This is a genomic window from Modicisalibacter tunisiensis, assembly GCF_020148005.1.
Lineage (GTDB): Bacteria > Pseudomonadota > Gammaproteobacteria > Pseudomonadales > Halomonadaceae > Modicisalibacter > Modicisalibacter tunisiensis.
Genome location: NZ_JAGXFD010000001.1, coordinates 2,244,643 through 2,262,522, shown reverse-complemented (window position 1 = coordinate 2,262,522; position 17,880 = coordinate 2,244,643). Strand labels below are relative to the sequence as shown.

Here is a 17,880-nt window from a genome sequence, read left to right as displayed (position 1 = left end):
AAGGAGTTCCCGAATGGCAGACGACGTCGGCGCGCGACTGCGTGCCCTGCGCACCCTGCGCGGCATCTCCCAGCGGGAGCTGGCCAAGCGCTGCGGCGTCACCCACTCCAGCCTGTCGCTGATCGAGCAGGGCAAGGTCAGCCCCTCGGTCAGCTCGTTGAAGAAGGTCCTCGACGCCATCCCCATCAGCGTCGGCGACTTCTTCACGCTGGACCTGGAAAACCGCGACCAGGTCTTCTACTCCCCCGACGACCTCCCCGACATCGGCAGCGGCGACGTCTGCTACCGGCTGATCGGCGCCAACCGCCCGTCCCGGGCGCTGTCGTTCATGATCGAGACCTACCCGCCCGGCGCCGACACCGGTCGCGAGATGATCGTTCACCGCGGCGAGGAAGCCGGCGTGGTGCTCGAGGGCGAGATCGAGATCACCATCGGCCTCGACACCCGCGTGCTGGGCCCCGGCGAGGCCTACTACTTCAACACCGGCCTGCCCCACCGCTTCCGCAATATCGGCGACCGCGACTGCCGGCTGGTCAGCTGCGCTACCCCCGCCCGGGCCTTCTGAGCAGCCGCCCCCAGCCCGCCGCAATCTCAGCGTGCCAGCACGCGGCGCAACGCATCATAGGCCGGCTTGGGCCGCAGCGCCGGGTCGAAGATCAGGCCATTGCCCAGCCCGTCCGGATTCCACCAGTCCTGCAGCGACGAGTAGCGATCGGTGAAGCCCCAGGTGGAAAACGCCGAGAAGGCCGGAATGTCCCGGGCCAGCGCCAGCATCGAGGCGTAATACGCGGCCTGTTGCTGCAGACGCGCGGGCGAGGCGTCGTCGTGCAGGTTGACGTCCATCTCCGAGATGCGCACCGCAAGCCCCAGGTCGATGAACCGCCGGACGTTGTCGCGAAAGGCCGCGGCAGTGACCGGCCGATAGTCGTCGGTCAGGTCCTCGTGGAGCTGGAAGCCGATGCCATCCAGCGGCACGCCGTCGGCCAGCAGGCCCCGGGCCAGCCGATAGAGCGCATCCGACTTGGCGTTGCGTTCCTCGCAGGCGAATTCGTTGATGTAGAGCGCCGCGTCGGGGTCGGCACGATGCGCCGCCCGCAGGGCGAAGGCGATGTAGTCGGCCCCCATCGCCCGATACCAGGGCGAGTCGCGGCGCAGCCCGGGGCCGAACGGCTCGAGCGGTTCGTTGACCACGTCCCAGCCGGCGACGCGCCCCTTGTAGCGCCCCACCACGGTGGCGATGTGGTCGGCCAGAATCTCGCGCAGCTCACCGTCGCTGTAGTCACCCCGGCTCAGCCAGCGCGGCAGCGCCTCGCCCCAGGCCAGGGTGTGGCCGTGCACCGCCATGCCATTGTGTTCGGCGAAGTCGACGATGGCATCGGCCTCGGCGAAGGCGTAGCGCCCGGGCCGGGGGTGGATGAACTGGAACTTCATGGCGTTCTCGGGCGTGACCATGCTGAACTCGCGGGCCAGCACTCGCGCATAGCCGGGATCGCCGAGCAGCGGGTTCGTCGCTACCGCCGTGCCGATCGCCAGGTGCGGCGCGTTGCGCGCGGCCAGTGCCCGCAATCCGTCCGGCGCGGGCGGCGTGCTCACCAGGGTGGCGGGCGCCACCGCGACCCGTGACGCCTCACCGAGCGGGCGAAGGCGCAGATTCTCCAGCGTGAAGGCATGGCCGACGCCGGTATCGAGCCCGAGCCACAGCCGCTTGCGCGCCAGCACCGCCGGCGCCGGCATCGTGACCGCGGGGGCACCGTTCACATTCAGCGCCAGCCGCTCGCCCCGGCGCGCCAGGGCCAGGATGACCGAATCCGCCGGACGCCAGGCGCGGGTGTACGTCTCGCGCTCGCCCGAGACATGCTGCACGACCAGACGCAGCGTGTCGCCCTCCACCGCCAGAGTCATCGCCTCGCCGGGCTGGCGCCACTCGTCCTGGATCACCGGCAACGCCCCGTAGAGCGTCAGCCGTGCCTGCGGCGGGCCGTCCGTGCCCAGGCGCAGGCGAGCCGTCAGCGCGAAATCCCCCGCCAGGGTCAGCACCGGCCCGCGCAGGTTGATCGGCGGGTTGGCGGTCGGCGGCGTATCGGCCATGTCCGCCGGCGGCACGATGGCCCGCCCCAGCCCGCTGACCCGCACGCCGTCGGCGGCAACCACGGCGCCGTCGAGGTGCGACCAGTCATACGCCAGCAGGTCGACGGCGGCAGCGTCATCGGCCGCGCCGGCACGCCCCGCAATCCCCAGCACGGCCATCACCCCCAGAACGACCGTCACCCCGATGCCATTGCGCATGCGCTCGCCTCTCCCTCAACGCTGCCCCGACGCTGGCTTTCAGGGTAGCGGATCGCTCATCGGGCGGCGTCTGAAACACCCTCGACCAAAGGCCGCAGTCCTCTCCAGGCCGAGGGCGCCTCAGGGCGCGAGCGTCATCCATACCGTCTTCAGCTCGGAATACTCCGCCAGCGAGTGGTGCGACTTGTCGCGGCCGTTGCCCGACTGCTTGACGCCGCCGAAGGGCACCGTCATGTCGCCCCCGGCCCAGTTGTTGACGAACACCTGGCCCGACTGCAGCCGCCGGGCGACACGCATGATGCGGTCGATATCCTGACTCCAGAGCCCGGCGGCCAGCCCGTACTCGCTGTCGTTGGCCAGGTGCACGGCCTGGTCCTCGCTGTCGAAGCCGAACACCGCCAGCACCGGGCCGAACACCTCCTCGCGGCCGATCGCCATCGCCGGGGTCACGCCATCGAACACCGTCGGCGGAATGAACAGCCCGGCCCCCTCCAGCGGCTCGCCGCCGCGGCGCAGTACCGCGCCCTCCGCCACGCCGCGGCGGATGTAGTCGAGCACTCGCTCGTACTGGGTACGATCGACGATCGCGCCCATGAAGCTGGCCGGATCGAGCGGGTCGCCGGGCTGCATGGTCTCGGCCGCCGCCAGCAGCTTGTCGACGAACGCCTCGCGGATCGCATTGTCGACCAGCAGCCTGGATCCGGCGATGCACACCTCGCCCTGGTTGTGGAAGATCGCCTCGGCGGCGTGGCGGGCCACGGCGTCGAGATCCCGGCAGTCGGCGAACACCAGGTTGGGACTCTTGCCGCCGCACTCGAGATACACCCGCTTCAGGTTGGACTGGCCGGCATACTGCATCAGCTGCTTGCCCACCGCGGTAGAGCCGGTGAAGGCCAGGCAGTCGACGCCCATGGACAGCGCCAGCGCCTTGCCCACGGTATGGCCGAAGCCGGGCAGCACCTGGAACACGCCATCGGGCAGGCCGGCTTCCTTCGCCAGCCGGGCGAGACGCAGCGCGGACAGCGGCGACTTCTCGGAAGGCTTGAGGATCACGCTGTTGCCGGCGGCCAGCGCCGGGCCGATCTTCCAGGCGGTCATCATCAGCGGGAAGTTCCACGGCACGATGGCCACCACCACGCCGAGCGGCTCGCGCAGCACCAGACCCAGGCTCTCCTCGCCGGTGGGCGCAACCTCGCCGTAGACCTTGTCGATCGACTCGGCATTGTAGCGAATGCAGTTGATCGCCCCGCTCAGGTCGCCCAGCGAGCTGGTGATCGGCTTGCCCATGTCCAGGGTATCGATTAGCGCCAGCTCGTTCTTGTGGGCCTCCATCAGTTCGGCCAGGCGCAGCAGAATGCGCTTGCGTTCGGCCGGTGCCGCCCGGGCCCAGTCTCCGCGTTCCACGGCGGCCCGGGCATGGCGCACCGCGGCCTCGGCCTCCGGGGCATCGCAGGCGGCCACTTCGGCGAGCATCTCGCCGGTGGCGGGATTGACGGTGGCGAAGCGCTCGCCGCCGGCCGCCTCGACGAAGGCTTCCCCGAGCCAGGCGCGGGTCTCGAAGGTCAACTCGCCGGCCAGGCGTTGCCAGTCGGCATGGGTAAACGGATGACTCATGACACTCTCCCGACAGAAGGTCCGTGATCGACGGCAGTCAGCCGTCGCGCCGCTTCGTCCAGCGCGCGGCGGGCCCGCGTCACCAGTTCATCGATCTGATCGCGGGTGATGACCAGCGGCGGCGAGATGATCAGGGTGTCACCCACCGAGCGCATCACCAGCCCCGCCTCGAGGCTCAGGTCGCGGCACAGGTTGCCCACGGCCAGCGCCTTGTCGAAGCGCCGGCCACTCGCCTTGTCGGCGACCAGTTCCAGCGCGCCGATCAGCCCCAGGCTGCGCGCCTCGCCGACCAGCGGATGCGTGGCGAGACGCGTCCAGCGCTCGGCCAGGTAGGGGCCGAGGTCGTCGCGCACGCGTTCGACCACCCCCTCGGCCTCGAGCAGCTCGAGATTCTTGAGCGCTACCGCCGCGCAGACCGGATGCCCCGAGTAGGTGAAGCCGTGGAAGAACTCGCCGCCGGCCTCGATCAGCGTCTCGGCCACCCGGTCGCTCACCAGCACGCCGCCGATCGGCAGGTAGCCCGAGGACAGCCCCTTGGCGATCGGCATCAGGTCGGGTTGCAGACCGTAGTGCTGGCTGCCGAACCATTCGCCCAGCCGGCCGAAGCCGCAGATCACCTCGTCCACCACCAGCAGGATATCGTACCGGGCCAGCACGGCCCTGACCTCCGGCCAGTAGCTGTCGGGGGGAATGATCGCCCCGCCGGCGCCCTGGACCGGCTCGGCGATGAAGGCGGCGACGTTCTCCTCGCCGAGCTCGAGGATCTTGGCCTCCAGCGCCGCGGCGCATTCACGCCCGAAGGCCGCCGGCGTGCGCTCGCGCCCCTCGCCGAACCAGTAGGGCTGGGGCACATGCACGATGCCCGGCACGCCGGGCCCGCCCTGCCCCTGCATCGGCGCCATGCCGCCCAGGCTCATGCCCGCCACGGTGGAGCCGTGGTAGGCATTGTCGCGGGCGATCACGACCTGCTTGCGCGGCTTTCCCTTCAGCGCCCAGTAGTGGCGCACCATGCGCAGCGCGGTATCGTTGGCCTCGGAGCCCGAGCCGGTGAAGAACACCCGGTTGACGTGGTCCGGCGCCAGCGCGCAGAGCTTCTCGGCCAGCCGCACCGCCGGTGGGTGGGTGGTCTTGAAGAAGCTGTTGTAGTAGGGCAGCTCGCGCAGCTGTTCGGCGGCGACCTCGGCCAGCTCCCGGCGGCCGTAACCCAGGTTGACGCACCACAGGCCGGCCATGCCGTCGAGCAGGCGCCGCCCCTCGCTGTCGTGGATGTACACGCCCTCGGCCCGGGTGATGACGCGACTGCCCTCCTCGCCGAGCGCCTGGTGGTCGGTGAAGGGGTGCAGGTAGTGCGCCCGATCGAGGGCCTGCCATTCGCGAGTCGTCGAGCTCATGTCACGCGCGCTCACGGTGACACGCGGTGATGCCGACACGGAAACGTTCGATCATGGTCCGCTCCTTTCCAGAACCGTGTTGCCATATTTTCAACATAACGACCATGGACCGGGAATGCCACTTCCGACAGCCACTGACGCTTGTCATTCCACCTGCCAGTCGCGCCCCTGCAACCGTAAAGGATTTGACAACACTTTCCGGCAACGAAAAGATGAAGCACGAGCCACTCGCCGCCAGCAGAGGAAATCGATCATGTCGTCCGCCACCGACCCGGCCGAGGCGCGCGCCTTCCTTGAACAGCACCCGGACATCGAGACGGTGGATCTGCTGATCAGTGACATGAACGGCGTGCTGCGTGGCAAGCGCATCCCGCGGGACAATCTGCGCAAGGCCTATCGCCACGGCATCAACCTGCCGGCGTCGATCTTCGCCCTCGACATCAACGGCAATACCATCGAGGAAACCGGCCTGGGGCTGGCCTCGGGCGACAGCGACCGGGTCTGCCGGCCGATTCCCGGCACGCTGATGACCACGCCCTGGCTACGCGACGGCCGCCAGGCCCAGCTGCTGATGACCATGGAAGAGCGCGACGGCTCGCCCTTCTTCGCCGACCCGCGCCAGCTGCTTCGCCGACAGCTGACACAGCTGCGCGACCAGGGGCTGACGCCGGTGGTCGCCCTGGAGCTGGAGTTCTACCTGGTCGACCGGCGACGCGACGACAGCGGACTGGCCCGGCCGCCGCTGTCGCCCGGTACCGGCGAGCGCGCCACCCAGAGCCAGCTCTACTCGATCAACGAGCTGGACGACTACGCCGACTTCCTCGACGAGATCCAGCAGGCCGCCCGGGCCCAAGGGCTGCCGCTGGACACCGCCCTGAAGGAGTGTGCCCCCGGGCAGTTCGAGATCAATCTGCTGCACAGCGACGACGCCCTGTTCGCCGCCGACAGCGCCGTGCTGCTCAAGCGCCTGATCCGGGGCGTGGCGCTCAACCACGGCTTCGAGGCCACCTTCATGGCCAAGCCCTATGGCGACGAGGCCGGCAGCGGCGCCCACGTGCACATCAGCCTGGTCGATGACACCGGACGCAACGTGTTCGCCAGCGACGACGAGCACCCGCTGGGCACGGCGCTGCTGCGCCATGCCGTGGGCGGCCTGCTGGAATTGATGCCGGCCTCGATGGCGCTGTTCGCCCCCAACCTCAACGCCTTCCGACGCTTCCAGCCCGGCCTCTACGTGCCCATGGCGCCCGCCTGGGGCTACGACAACCGCTCGGTGGCGGTGCGCATCCCCTCCGGCCCCAATGTCGCGCGACGCCTGGAACACCGGGTCGCCGGGGCCGATGTCAACCCCTACCTGCTGGTGGCGACCCTGCTCGCCTCGATCCAGCATGGCCTGACGCATCGCTGCGGGCCGGACGCGCCCATCGAGGGCAATGCCTACGAGCAGCTCCCGGCGAGCCTCACCAACAGCTGGCAGAAGGCCCTCGACCTGCTGGCGGCCTGTGCGCCGCTGAACGAGCGGCTGGGCCAGGCGTTCGTCCACGTCTACCTGGCCAATCGGCAGGCCGAGCGCGATGCGGCCATGCGCACGGTCAGTCCGCTGGAATACGAGTGGTATCTGAGAAACGTCTGACGACGGCAGGCGACGCCCGCCGGCATGGCGGGCGTCGATGATTGGTGCCGGAGGGGGGGCGGCCTCAGCCGCGGGTATCGACCACCTCGGCCTTCCATTGGGGCTGGCCGTCGATCAGCGGGACCTGCTGGCGCGCGGGGGCCTCGTCCAGGCGTGTGCGATAGGACTGGCCATCGACGCGGTACTCGACGTCATAGCCGACCACCTTTTCCCGGGTATCGTTGACCTCGTGACAACGCCGTTCGGTCGTGGTGTAGGTATCGCCCTGCTGCATGCGCCCCTGCACCTCGCGACCGGCAAAGCCGCCCGCCACGGCCCCGGCGGCGGTCATCAGCTTCTTGCCGGTACCGCCGCCGAACTGATTGCCCACGACACCGCCAACGATGGCGCCCACGGCCGTGCCGGCGACCCGGTTGGGGTCCTTGGCCGGACGGCTGTGCGTCACCGCCACGTCCTTGCAGACCTGGCGCGGCGACGCGACGCTCTGGGTCACCTTGTCGACCTGGGTCACCTGAGCGAACTTCGGCCCCTGATCGGCCTCGCGTATCTGATAGGCACCGAAGGCCAGGCCACCCAGGCCGAGTACCGACAGTGTGGTGCCGATGATGATGGACTTGTTCATGTCGCCTCCTTTCCGTCAGGACTGACGTCATTGTCATGGCCGTGGCGCGCCGTCTTCGAACAGACAACACACACGACCACCGATCCGGCGTCTGCGGCAAGGCGATGTGCGCACGGCGCCGGGCTCGTCGGCGCCGCCGCGATAAGACAGTGGAAGGATACCCCAGAACAAGTTATCGAACAACGTTTGATTACTGGCCGGCCGGGCCGTCAGCGGCCCAGCGCATCGCGCAGCCGGTAGTACCAGGCGCCCAGGCGGGTGAGCGGGACCCGCAGCAGGCGCCCGCCGGGGAACGGCAGGTGCGGAATCCCGGCGAAGGCGTCGAAGCGCTCGCCGTGCCCGGCCATGACCTCGGCGATCAGGCGCCCGGCCAGATGGGAGCAGGTCACGCCATGCCCGGAGTAGCCCTGGGCGTAGTAGACGTTGGCGTTGAGACGTCCGAACTGGGGCAGGCGATTCATGGTCAGCAGGAAGGTCCCGCCCCAGGCGTAGTCGATCGCCACGCCCCGGAGCTGCGGGAAGGTCGTCTCCAGCTTGGGCCGGATCGCGCCCTCGATGCTGGCCGGGTCCTGGCCACCGTAGTTCACGCCGCCGCCGTAGATCAGCCGCCGGTCGGCCGACAGCCGATAGTAGTCGAGCAGGTAGTTGCCATCCTCGACGGCCCGGTCGGTGGGCAGGATCTCGCGGGCACTAGCCTCGTCGAGCGGCGCGGTGGCGACCACCTGGGTACTGGCGGGCATCGACCTGCCCTCCAGCGGCGGCAGCAGCCCCGTCATGTAGGCGTTGCCGGCCAGCACCACCCGATCGGCGACGACCCTGCCCTGCGGTGTGTGCAGACGCACCGGCTCGCCGTGCTCGATGCGCGTCACCGGCGTGTGCTCGTGGATCACCCCGCCCAGCGACTCCAGCGCCGCCGCCTCGCCGAGCACCAGGTTGAGCGGATGCAGGTGGCCGCCGGAATGGTCCAGCAGCGCGCCCACGTAGCGCTCACTGCCGATCTCGCGCCGGTAGGCCCTGCCCTCGAGCAGCTCGAGCCGATCGTTGCCGTAGCGTTCCCAGAGCGCCTGGTGCTCGACCAGCGCCTGGAACTGCCGGGCGTTGCAGGCCGCGAACAGGTTGCCCTCCTTGAGATCGCAGGCGATGCCGTAGTGCGCGACGCGCTCGCGGATGATGCGGTTGCCCTCGAAGGCCATGTCGCCCAGCGCGCGGGCCGTGTCGGCGCCGTAGCGCGACTCGATGACATCCATGTCGCGACTGTAGCTGTTGACGATCTGCCCGCCGTTGCGCCCCGAGGCGCCGAAGCCGACCCGGGTCGCCTCGAGCACCACCACGCGCCGCCCCTGCTCGGCCAGGTGCAGGGCGGCGGAGATCCCGGTGAAGCCGGCCCCCACCACGCAGACATCGCAGCAGGTCTCGCCCGCCAGCGCCGGGCGCTCGGGAGCCGGATTGGCGGACGCGGCGTAGTAGGAAGCGACGTGGTCGGTAGCGGCGGATGCCGGCATGGCAAGTCTCCAGAAAGCACAGGATGAGTGATGGCGAAACGCGAACGGGCGTGACGCCTTCAGCGACTCAACGCCTCGGACCAGAGCTGCTGAAGCCACTGCAGCTGCTTGCCCTGGACCGACGGGGCGAAGTGCAGGGCCTGCCGCGCCTCGGCATCGGGCATCACCGGCGGCCGGCGCAGCACGTCGTCGACCTGCTCGAGCGCCGCCGCATTGGGCGTGGTGTAGTAGTTGTAATTGGCCAGCCGGGCGGCCACCGCCGGCTTCAGCATGTAACGCACGAAGGCCCGCGCGGCCTCGGGGTGCGGCGCCCGGGCAGGGATCGCCATGACGTCGACCCAGCTCTGCGAGCCCTCGCGGGGGATGAAGAAGCCGATCTTGCCATAGACGTCGGGGTTTTCCGCCTGCTTCGAGGCCAGGTCGCCATTGTAGGCGATCCCCGCCTGGATCACGCCGCGCGCGAGTTGCTCGATGGTCGCCGTGGCATCGACGAAGCCCACGAAGTTGTCGCGATGGCGGGTCTCGATCACCTGCCTGGCGGCCTTCTTCCAGGGGTCCTGGCCGACACAGTCGAAGCCCTCGCCGAGGTAGGCGCAGGCCGTGCCGAAGGTGAACTGGGCATCGCCCTTGAGCAGCGCGAACGGCTGGTCGGGGTTGACCTCGGGATCGTAGAGCAGCGACCAGCTCGGCTCGGGGTCCGGCCAGATCTCGGTGTTGTAGACGATGCCGGTGGTGCCCCACAGGTAGGGCACGGTATAGCGCCCCTCGGGATCATAGGCCGGCTTGCGGAACTCCTCGAGGATCGCCTCGCGGCCGGCCAGACTCTGCCCTTCCGGGGCCAGCGGCTGTACCAGCCCGGCCTGGATCAGCCGCGGCATGAAGTAGCCGGAGGGCACGATCACGTCATACTGCGAATCGCCGCCGGCGTTGAGCTTGGCGAACAGCTCCGCGTTGGAATTGTAGTAGTTCTGCACCACATCGATGCCGGTTTCCTGCTCGAAGTCGGCGATGATCGCAGGGTCCATGTAGTCCGACCAGTTGAACAGGTTGAGCTGCTGCCCGGCCGCCATCGCCGGCAGCGCCACGCCCAGCAGCCCCATCCCCAGCAATCCCTTCCAGCCGTAACCTTGCATGCCTGTCTCCTTGTGTTGTTATGCGTTGCGTCACACCCGCAGCAGCAGGTGTTCGCGTTCCCAGGAACTGATTACCCCGAAATACGCCGAGTGCTCGGCCCGCTTGACCGCCAGATAACTGTTGGTAAAGCGTTCACCGAGCAGGTCCGACAATGGCCCGCATTCGCGCAGCGCGGCCAGTGCCGGGCCGATGTCGTCGGGCAGCTTGTGGCCGGCCGACCAGGCCGAGCCGACCATCGGCGGGCGCGGGTCGATCTGGGCGAGCATGCCCAGATAGCCGCAGGCCAGCGAGGCGGCCATCGCCAGATAGGGGTTGGCGTCGGCGCCGCCCAGCCGATTCTCGACGCGGGTCGCCTCGGCCGCCCCCACCGGCACACGCAGCCCCACCGTACGATTGTCGAAGCCCCACTCGATATTGATCGGTGCCGAACCGCTGCTCTCGCTGCGCATCAGTCGGCGGTAGGAGTTGACGTTGGGGGCGAAAAACGGCATCGCCGCCGGCAGATACTCCTGCAGGCCGCCCACATAGTGGTGGAACAGCTTGCTGGGCTCGTTGTCCTCGCCGGAGAACAGGTTCCGGCCCGTGCCGATCGCCACCAGGCTCTGGTGAATGTGCATGGAACTGCCCGGTTCATTGGCCATCGGCTTGGCCATGAAGGTGGCATACATGCCGTGGCGCAGCGCCACCTCGCGCAGGGTACGCTTGAAGATCACCACCTGGTCGGCCAGCTTGAGCGGGTCGCCGTGCTGGAAGTTGACCTCCATCTGGCCGGCGCCCTCCTCGTGGATCAGCGTATCCAGGTCCAGATTCATGGCCTCGCAGTAGTCGTACATCTCCTCGAACAGCGGATCGAACTCGTTGACCGCATCGATCGAGAACGACTGACGACTGCTCTCCTGGCGACCGCTGCGGCCGATCGGCGGCTCCAGCGGGTAGTCGGAATCGGTGTTGGTCTTGACCAGGTAGAACTCCACCTCGGGGGCCACCACCGGCCGCCAGCCACGGGCCGCGTAGAGCCCCAGCACGCGCTTGAGCACGCTGCGCGGCGACAGCTCCACCGGCTCGCCGGTCAGGTAGTAGCAGTCATGGATGATCTGCGCGGTGGGGTCGTCGGCCCAGGGCACCAGATAGACGGCACCGGGATCGGGTACCAGCTCCATGTCCCGCTCGGCGGGGTTCCAGAAGCGGATGTCCTCGTCGTCCGGGTAGCCGCCGGTGACGGTCTGGATGAAGATCGAGTCGGGCAGACGCGGCCGCCCGCCGTTGAGATACTTGCCGGCGGGCATGATCTTGCCCTTGAGAATCCCGGTCAGGTCGCTGACCAGGCACTCCACTTCGGTGATGCCATGCGCATGGAACCATTCACTGAGTTCATGGCCGTTACGCTCGCTCATCGGAATATCCTTGCTCGAAAGGCCGGTACCGGCCGCGACGACCCGGGTCGCCGCGGCGGGACACGTCAGCGGGATTGCACTTCGGTCCATAGCTGGTTGAAGGTCTGCAGCTTGTCGCCCTCGAGGCTCGGCGTGAAGTGCAGCTTGTCGATGTCACTCTCGGCGGGCGTCACCGGCGGCTCGGTCAGCACCTTGTCGAGGTAGGGCTGCGCCGCGGCGTTGGGGCTCGAGTAGTAGTTGTAGTTGGACAGCTGGGCGCCGATCTCGGGGTCGAGGATGAAGTTGATGAACTTGTGGGCCAGCTCCGGGTGCGGTGCCTGGGCCGGAATCATCATCGAATCGACCCAGAGCTCGGTGCCCTCGTCGGGGATCATGAACTTGATGTTCTTGAAGGTATCGGGATTCTCTTCCTTGTAGAAGAGATAGTCACCGTTGTAGGAAAGCGAGACGTGAGTCACCCCGCGGGCGAGCTGCTGCAGCGCCGGAGTACCGTCGACGAAGCCGCTGAAGTTGCTGCGCTGCTTGGTCTTGAGCAGCAGCTTGGCACTCTCCTTCCAGGCATCGATATCGGTGCAGTCATAGCCATTCCCCAGATAGGCGCAGGCGGCACCCATGCTCACCTGGCCGTCGCCCATCATGCCGAACGGATAGCTCGGGTTGACCTCGGGATCGAACAGCAGCGACCAGCTCTTGGGCGCGTCAGGGAAGGTCTCGGCATTGTAGACGATGCCGGTGACGCCGTACTGGTAGGCGGCGGTGTAATCGCTGCCCGGGTCGTAGGACGTGTCGCGGAACTTGTCCATGATGTTGTCGAAGTTGGGAATCTTCGACTTGTCGAGCTTCTGCACCATGCCGGTCTGGATCAACCGCGGCACATAGTAGTTGGAGGGCACGATGATGTCGTACTGGGAGACCCCGCCGGCCTTGAGCTTGGCGAACATCTCGGGCAGCGAGTTGAAGTAGTTCTGCACCACCTCGACGTCGTACTTGTCCTCGAAGGCCTGGATGATGGCCGGGTCCATGTACTGCGTCCAGTTGAACAGATACAGCTTCTCCGATGCCGCCTGGGCGCCACCGGCCAGCAGGAGACCGCCCAGGGCGGCCACGAGACGCGTCTTGATTGTTGTCATGGTGTCGCTCTCTCCTCGGGTTTCAGGGTCATCGACGCTCAGCGGCGCCGCGGTCGGTTGAACAGCAGGCTGACCAGCGCCGCCAGCAGCACGGCACCGATCATCAGCGAGGCGATGGCGTTGATCTCCGGCGTCACGCCCTTCTTGATCGCCCCCCAGATGTAGATCGGCAGCGTGGCGCTTTCCGGCCCGGCGGTGAAGAAGCTGATCACGAAGTCGTCGATCGACAGCGTGAAGGACAGAAAGAATGCCGAGATCAGCGCCGGCTTGAGCGTGGGGATCAGAAAGTGCAGGGCCCGCTTGAACGGCGAGGCGTAGAGGTCCTTGGCCGCCTCGAACAGCGTCGGGTCGAGCCCCACGAACCGCGAATAGACGATCAGCGCCACGAAGGGGATCTGGAAGGTGACATGGGCAATGATCATGGTGCCCAGCCCCGGCTCCAGCAGCCCGGTCGCGCGGTTGATCTGCACGAAGAAGGCCATCTCGGAGATGCCGAAGACGATGTCCGGCAGCACGATCGGCAGGTAGATCAGCACGATCAGCCAGCCCAGCTTGCGATGCCGGTGACGATACATGCCGTAGCCGATCAAACAGCCGATCACCAGGGCGATCACCGAGGAGACGATCGCCAGGATCAGGCTGTTGCGAAACGCCGAGAGGATCTGTTCGTTGCCCAGCAGCTGGTGGTACCAGCGCAGCGAAACATCGGCGAAGTGCGCGGCACTGTTCACCGAGTTGAAGGAGAACAGCACCACCACCGCCAGCGGCAGGTAGAGAAAGGCCAGCGTCAGCCACCAGAAGCCGGCCAGCCCGCGATTGAGGGTGCGCTTTCTCATATCACCACCTCCTCGCCGCCGCCCAGCCGGCGACCGATACGGCGCATGGCGTAGAGGCCGACGAAGGTCGCCAGCAGCATGAGAATCGCCCCGGCGGCCCCCAGCGGCCAGTTGGAGCCGCCCGAGAACTGCCGCGCCACCAGATTGCCGAGCATCATGCTCTTGCCGCCGCCCAGCAGCTCGGGAATCACGTACATGCCGAAGGCCGGAATCGCCACCAGCACGGTGCCCGCCAGCAGCCCGGGCAGGGTCTGCGGAAATACGGCATGCCAAAAGGCCCGTACCGGCGAAGCGTAGAGATCCTGGGCGGCCTGCACCTGGGCGACGTCGAGCTTCTCGAAGGCGGCGTAGAGCGGCAGCACCATGAACGGAAGGAAGTTGTAGACCAGCCCCAGTGTCACCGCGAAGTCTGAGGGGTACAGGCCCATGTGCGGGCCGATCAGGCCCAGCGACTCGGCCAGATCGGAAAGCGGCGTGCCCGGCGCCAGCAGGTTCATCCAGCCGAAGGTGCGAATCACCTGATTGGTCCAGGAGGGCACCACCACGGCCAGCAGCATCAGCGGCCGCCACTTCTCGCGGCAAGTGGTGATGTAGTAGGCCAGCGGGTAGGCGACGATGACGACCAGTGCCGTCGACACGAAGGTCTGCCACAGCGAACGCAGCAGCGTGTAGGCGTTCCCCGGGCTCCAGCCCAGAAAGCCGAACCCGGCGAGCTGCCGGAAGGCGTCCAGCGACAGCGGCATTTCCGGCAGGCCGTAGGGGCCGTTGGTCATGAAGGCCACCGCCATCAGGTAGAGACTGGGCAGGACCAGAAAGACCGTGATCCACGCAGCGCCCGGCGTCACGCTGAACAGCAGATGCCGGGTTTCGCCGACCACCGCGCGCCGTCGCGACGCCGTCAGGGACGATTCCACCATGTTATGTTGCCCTCCTCAGGCCGCGACACGCACCAGGTCCTCGGGACAGACGCCGATGACCACTCGATCACCGACAGCATGCATGCGCTGCCCCAGGTTGCTGGCCACAACCATCAGCGGCTGGCCGTTGACCGCCAGCCGATACTCGATGCGGCTGCCGCGATAGAGGCGTTCCTCGACGGTGCCCTCGAGGCGGTTGTAGCCCGCCGGCAGCGTGTCGCCGAGCACCAGCGTCTCGGGGCGGATCAGCAGCCAGCCATCCGACTCGGCGCGCTGCTCGGCAGGGTCGAGCCGCAGCCGCCCCAGCCGGGTCTCCACCCGATCGCCGTCGACCGCGGTGATGGCGAACAGGTTGTCGTGGCCCATGAAGCGAGCCACGAAGGCGTTGGCCGGGTGCTCGTAGACCTCGCTGGGCGTGCCCACCTGCTGGATGACCCCGCCGTCGAGCACGGCGATGCGATCCGACATCACCATCGCCTCGTCCTGATCGTGGGTGACGAACACGAAGGTCATGCCCAGGCGTTTCTGCAGGCGCTGCAGCTCGACCTGAAGCTGGCTGCGCAGGCCCGCGTCGAGCGCCGACAGCGGCTCGTCGAGCAGCAGCACGTCGGGCTCGCAGACCAGCGCCCGGGCCAGGGCAATGCGCTGCTTCTGCCCGCCCGAGAGCTGGTCGACGCGCCGCTCGACCAGCGAGCCGAGCTGGATGAACTCGGCCACCTCGGCCACCTTGCGCTCGCGCTCGGCGGCCGATTCACCCCGCATGCGCAGGCCGAAGGCCAGGTTGTCGCGCACCGACAGGTGGGGGAACAGCGCGTAGGACTGGAAGACGGTATTGACGCTGCGCCGGTGCGGCGGGGTATCGGTGACGTCCCGGCCGCCGATCAGCAAGCGGCCGTCGTTGGGCTCCTCGAGGCCGGCGAGAATCCGCAGCAGGGTGGTCTTGCCGCAGCCGGACGGTCCCAGCAGGGTGAAGAACTCCCCCGCCTCGATGGTCAGGTCGACGCCATCGAGCGCCACGGTGTCCCTGCCGAAACGCTTGTGCAGCCCCTCGAGACGTATCGATGAAGCCTCGCGCGGCGGAGCCCCGCCATCGGCCGCGGCCGTTTCCGCCGCCTCTCGGGTGACCGCCGGGGTCGAATCACTCATCGCGCTACTCCCCTTGTTGTTGTCGGACTGCCGCGATGCCGTCACCGGTGCCGGGGGAAAGTCCACGGTCCGGTTCAGAGCCGATCGCGCAACTTGTAGAAGCTGGTCGCCAGCACCAGCAGCGGCGTACGCAGCCACTCCCCGCCCGGAAAGGCGCGATGCGGCATGGCGGCGAAGTGCTCGAAACGCTCGCGGCGTCCCTCGACGGCGTCGGCCAGCAGCTGCCCGGCCAGCCCGGCCAGTGCCATGCCGTGGCCCGAATAGCCTTGAGCGTAGAACAGGTTGCCGTCGAGACAGCCGAAATCGGGCGCCCGGTTGCGGGTGATGGCCACGTCCCCGCCCCAGCGGTAGTCGATGCGCACGCCCTCGAGTACCGGAAAGAGCCGCGCGATCTTGGCATCCATGCGTGCCTGGAGCCCGCGCGGCTCGCGACCGTTGTAGCTCACCTCGCCGCCGTAGATCAGCCGGCGATCCGCCGAGAGACGATAGTAGTCGAGCACGAAGTTGGCATCGGACAGCGCATCGTTGTGCGGCAGGACCCGGGCCGCCCGGGCCTCGCCGAGCGGCTCGGTGGCGACGATGTAGTTGGCGGCGCGCATGATGCGTCCGGAGAGTTCCGGCACCAGCCCCTGCTGATAGGCGTTGGCGGCCAGCACCACCCGATCCGCGCTGACCCGCCCCTGCGGCGTGCGCACGCGAATCGGCTCGCCGCGTTCGATGGCGACGACGGGACTGTGCTCGTGGAGGGTGACACCGGCACGCTGGGCGGCGCGCGCCAGGCCCAGCGTGTAGTTGAGCGGATGCAGGTGGCCGCCTTCGGCATCATGGAGCGCGGCCGGGTAGGCATCGGTGACCACGTGTTCGCGCAGCGCCTCGCCCTCGAGCAGCGACAGCGCCGGATAGTCGTAGCGCTCGGCCAGGATGTCGCGGAAATGGCGCAGCTCGCGCACGTGACGCGGCTTGACCGCGGCGTGCAGGTAGCCCCAGGTCAGGTCGCAGGGGATGGCGTGTCGCTCGACGAGGGAGGCGGTCAGGCGCACCGCTTCGCGACTCATCTCCCAGATGGCCCGCGCGCGTTCGAGCCCCAGCGCCTTCTCGATCACGCCGATGTCGGTGCCCAGCCCGGGCAGGATCTGGCCGCCGCTGCGCCCCGAGGCGCCGTAGCCGACCTCGCCGGCCTCGAGCAGCACCACACGGTGACCGCGCTCGGCCAGGTGCAGCGCCGCCGAGCAGCCGGTGACGCCGCCGCCGATCACGCAGACATCGGCCCGGGCCTCGCCGTCCAGGGGAGGCGTCGGCGCGAGGCTGACGGCCACGCTGGCATTGTAGTAGGACTCAGGGCGTCGCAAGGCGGCGGCAGTCATCGCGAGTATCCCGGTAGGTCGGCCATCCCGTTGGCCTGATTGTTGTTGAATTCTTTTACCAGGCGGTATCAATACCGCAGCAATTGACGCCTAGTCTGACACCACCAAGACGTCGAATGTCAAGTATTCAATAACAGATAACGACCTGGCGCCGGTAGCCTCAGCGCCCGCCACAGTCCGGACAGGCGGGGTCGCGCGCGATGTTGAAGCGCCGCCATTCCCCCCGCAGGCCGTCGAAGGTGGACAGCCCCTGGTGCACGTGGCCCGCGCCGCTGAGCAGCTTGACCGCCTCGAGCGCCTGAAAGGTGCCGATGACCCCCACCAGCGGCCCCGCCACGCCGCTTTCCGCGCAGCGCAGCTCTTCCTCCTCCCCCGCCTCGGGGGGATAGAGACAGGCGTAGCAGGGCGAGTCCGCGCGGCGCGGGTCGAACACCGCCAGCTGCCCGGAAAAGCGGATCGCCGCGCCCGACACCAGCGGCCGACCGGCGGCCAGGCAGGCCCGGTTGATGGCATAGCGACTGGCGAAGCGATCCGTGCAGTCGAGCACCACGTCGGCCTCGGCCACCGCCGCGTCAAGTGCCTCGCCCTCGAGATGATGACCCAGGGGGCGCACCTCGCAATGGGGGTTGAGCCGCTGCACCGCCGCGGCGGCGGACTCGGCCTTGTTGCGCCCGACATCCGCCTCGCCGTGGGCGATCTGGCGCTGCAGGTTGGTCAGGTCGACGCGGTCGGCGTCCGCCAAGGTCAGCCGCCCCACCCCGGCCGCGGCCAGATAGAGGGCCACGGGCGAGCCCAGCCCGCCGGCGCCGATCACCAGGGCATGGCCGGCCAGCAGCCGCTCCTGCCCGGCGATGTCGATGGCATCGAGCATGATATGGCGACTGTAGCGCAGCAGGGATTCATCGTTCATG

At 68.2% G+C, this 17,880-nt stretch carries 15 protein-coding genes; 2 read left to right on the top strand and 13 right to left on the bottom strand.

All coding sequences use genetic code 11. The features are described 5' to 3' along the window. Positions 1-13 precede the first annotated feature (13 nt). Positions 14-565 carry a cupin domain-containing protein gene (locus KGQ91_RS10515; protein ID WP_163649902.1) on the top strand — a complete coding sequence of 184 codons (552 nt, stop codon included), beginning with the start codon at positions 14-16 and terminating at the stop codon, positions 563-565. Between the two features lie 26 nt (positions 566-591). Here KGQ91_RS10515 and KGQ91_RS10510 read toward each other — a convergent pair whose 3' ends face one another. The 3 genes from KGQ91_RS10510 to KGQ91_RS10500 form a co-directional block, all read right to left on the bottom strand. Continuing rightward, a complete protein-coding gene (locus KGQ91_RS10510; protein WP_224415183.1) occupies positions 592-2,286 on the bottom strand; it encodes an endo-1,4-beta-xylanase in 1,695 nt (564 codons plus the stop codon). A gap of 120 nt (positions 2,287-2,406) precedes the next feature. After that, positions 2,407-3,900: an aldehyde dehydrogenase gene (locus KGQ91_RS10505; RefSeq protein WP_224420963.1), complete on the bottom strand. Its 1,494-nt coding sequence runs from the start codon at positions 3,898-3,900 to the stop codon at positions 2,407-2,409. Continuing rightward, positions 3,897-5,291, bottom strand: coding sequence for an aspartate aminotransferase family protein (locus tag KGQ91_RS10500; RefSeq protein WP_263478952.1), 1,395 nt, complete (start codon positions 5,289-5,291; stop codon positions 3,897-3,899). Before KGQ91_RS10500 ends, KGQ91_RS10505 begins: the two co-directional genes overlap by 4 nt. 253 nt (positions 5,292-5,544) lie before the next feature. Between KGQ91_RS10500 and KGQ91_RS10495 the strand changes: the two genes are divergently transcribed. Then, positions 5,545-6,924, top strand: a complete 1,380-nt coding sequence (locus KGQ91_RS10495) for a glutamine synthetase family protein (RefSeq protein WP_224420962.1) — start codon at positions 5,545-5,547, stop codon at positions 6,922-6,924. A 64-nt stretch (positions 6,925-6,988) separates the two neighbouring features. Here the strand turns inward: KGQ91_RS10495 and KGQ91_RS10490 are convergent, their stop codons facing one another. The 10 genes from KGQ91_RS10490 to KGQ91_RS10445 form a co-directional block, all read right to left on the bottom strand. Next, positions 6,989-7,546 carry a glycine zipper 2TM domain-containing protein gene (locus tag KGQ91_RS10490; RefSeq protein WP_163649907.1) on the bottom strand — a complete coding sequence of 186 codons (558 nt, stop codon included), beginning with the start codon at positions 7,544-7,546 and terminating at the stop codon, positions 6,989-6,991. Between the two features lie 209 nt (positions 7,547-7,755). Then, entirely contained in the window at positions 7,756-9,048 is a 1,293-nt protein-coding gene (locus tag KGQ91_RS10485; RefSeq protein WP_224420961.1) for an NAD(P)/FAD-dependent oxidoreductase, read from the bottom strand. Positions 9,049-9,107: 59 nt separating this feature from the next. After that, entirely contained in the window at positions 9,108-10,181 is a 1,074-nt protein-coding gene (locus tag KGQ91_RS10480; protein WP_224420960.1) for a polyamine ABC transporter substrate-binding protein, read from the bottom strand. Between the two features lie 30 nt (positions 10,182-10,211). Further along, positions 10,212-11,576, bottom strand: a complete 1,365-nt coding sequence (locus KGQ91_RS10475) for a glutamine synthetase family protein (RefSeq protein WP_224420959.1) — start codon at positions 11,574-11,576, stop codon at positions 10,212-10,214. Positions 11,577-11,641: 65 nt separating this feature from the next. Then, a complete protein-coding gene (locus tag KGQ91_RS10470) occupies positions 11,642-12,706 on the bottom strand; it encodes an ABC transporter substrate-binding protein (RefSeq protein ID WP_224420958.1) in 1,065 nt (354 codons plus the stop codon). A 38-nt stretch (positions 12,707-12,744) separates the two neighbouring features. Further along, positions 12,745-13,542 carry an ABC transporter permease gene (locus KGQ91_RS10465; RefSeq protein WP_224420957.1) on the bottom strand — a complete coding sequence of 266 codons (798 nt, stop codon included), beginning with the start codon at positions 13,540-13,542 and terminating at the stop codon, positions 12,745-12,747. Continuing rightward, positions 13,539-14,459, bottom strand: coding sequence for an ABC transporter permease (locus KGQ91_RS10460; RefSeq protein WP_224415193.1), 921 nt, complete (start codon positions 14,457-14,459; stop codon positions 13,539-13,541). The genes KGQ91_RS10465 and KGQ91_RS10460 overlap by 4 nt, the downstream gene beginning before the upstream one ends. 15 nt (positions 14,460-14,474) lie before the next feature. Continuing rightward, positions 14,475-15,605, bottom strand: coding sequence for an ABC transporter ATP-binding protein (locus KGQ91_RS10455; protein WP_224415194.1), 1,131 nt, complete (start codon positions 15,603-15,605; stop codon positions 14,475-14,477). A 74-nt stretch (positions 15,606-15,679) separates the two neighbouring features. Next, positions 15,680-16,969, bottom strand: coding sequence for an NAD(P)/FAD-dependent oxidoreductase (locus tag KGQ91_RS10450; RefSeq protein ID WP_224420956.1), 1,290 nt, complete (start codon positions 16,967-16,969; stop codon positions 15,680-15,682). Positions 16,970-17,129: 160 nt separating this feature from the next. Continuing rightward, on the bottom strand, positions 17,130-17,879 hold the full coding sequence (locus tag KGQ91_RS10445; RefSeq protein ID WP_224415196.1) for a HesA/MoeB/ThiF family protein: 750 nt from the start codon (positions 17,877-17,879) through the stop codon (positions 17,130-17,132). Position 17,880: the final 1 nt, after the last annotated feature.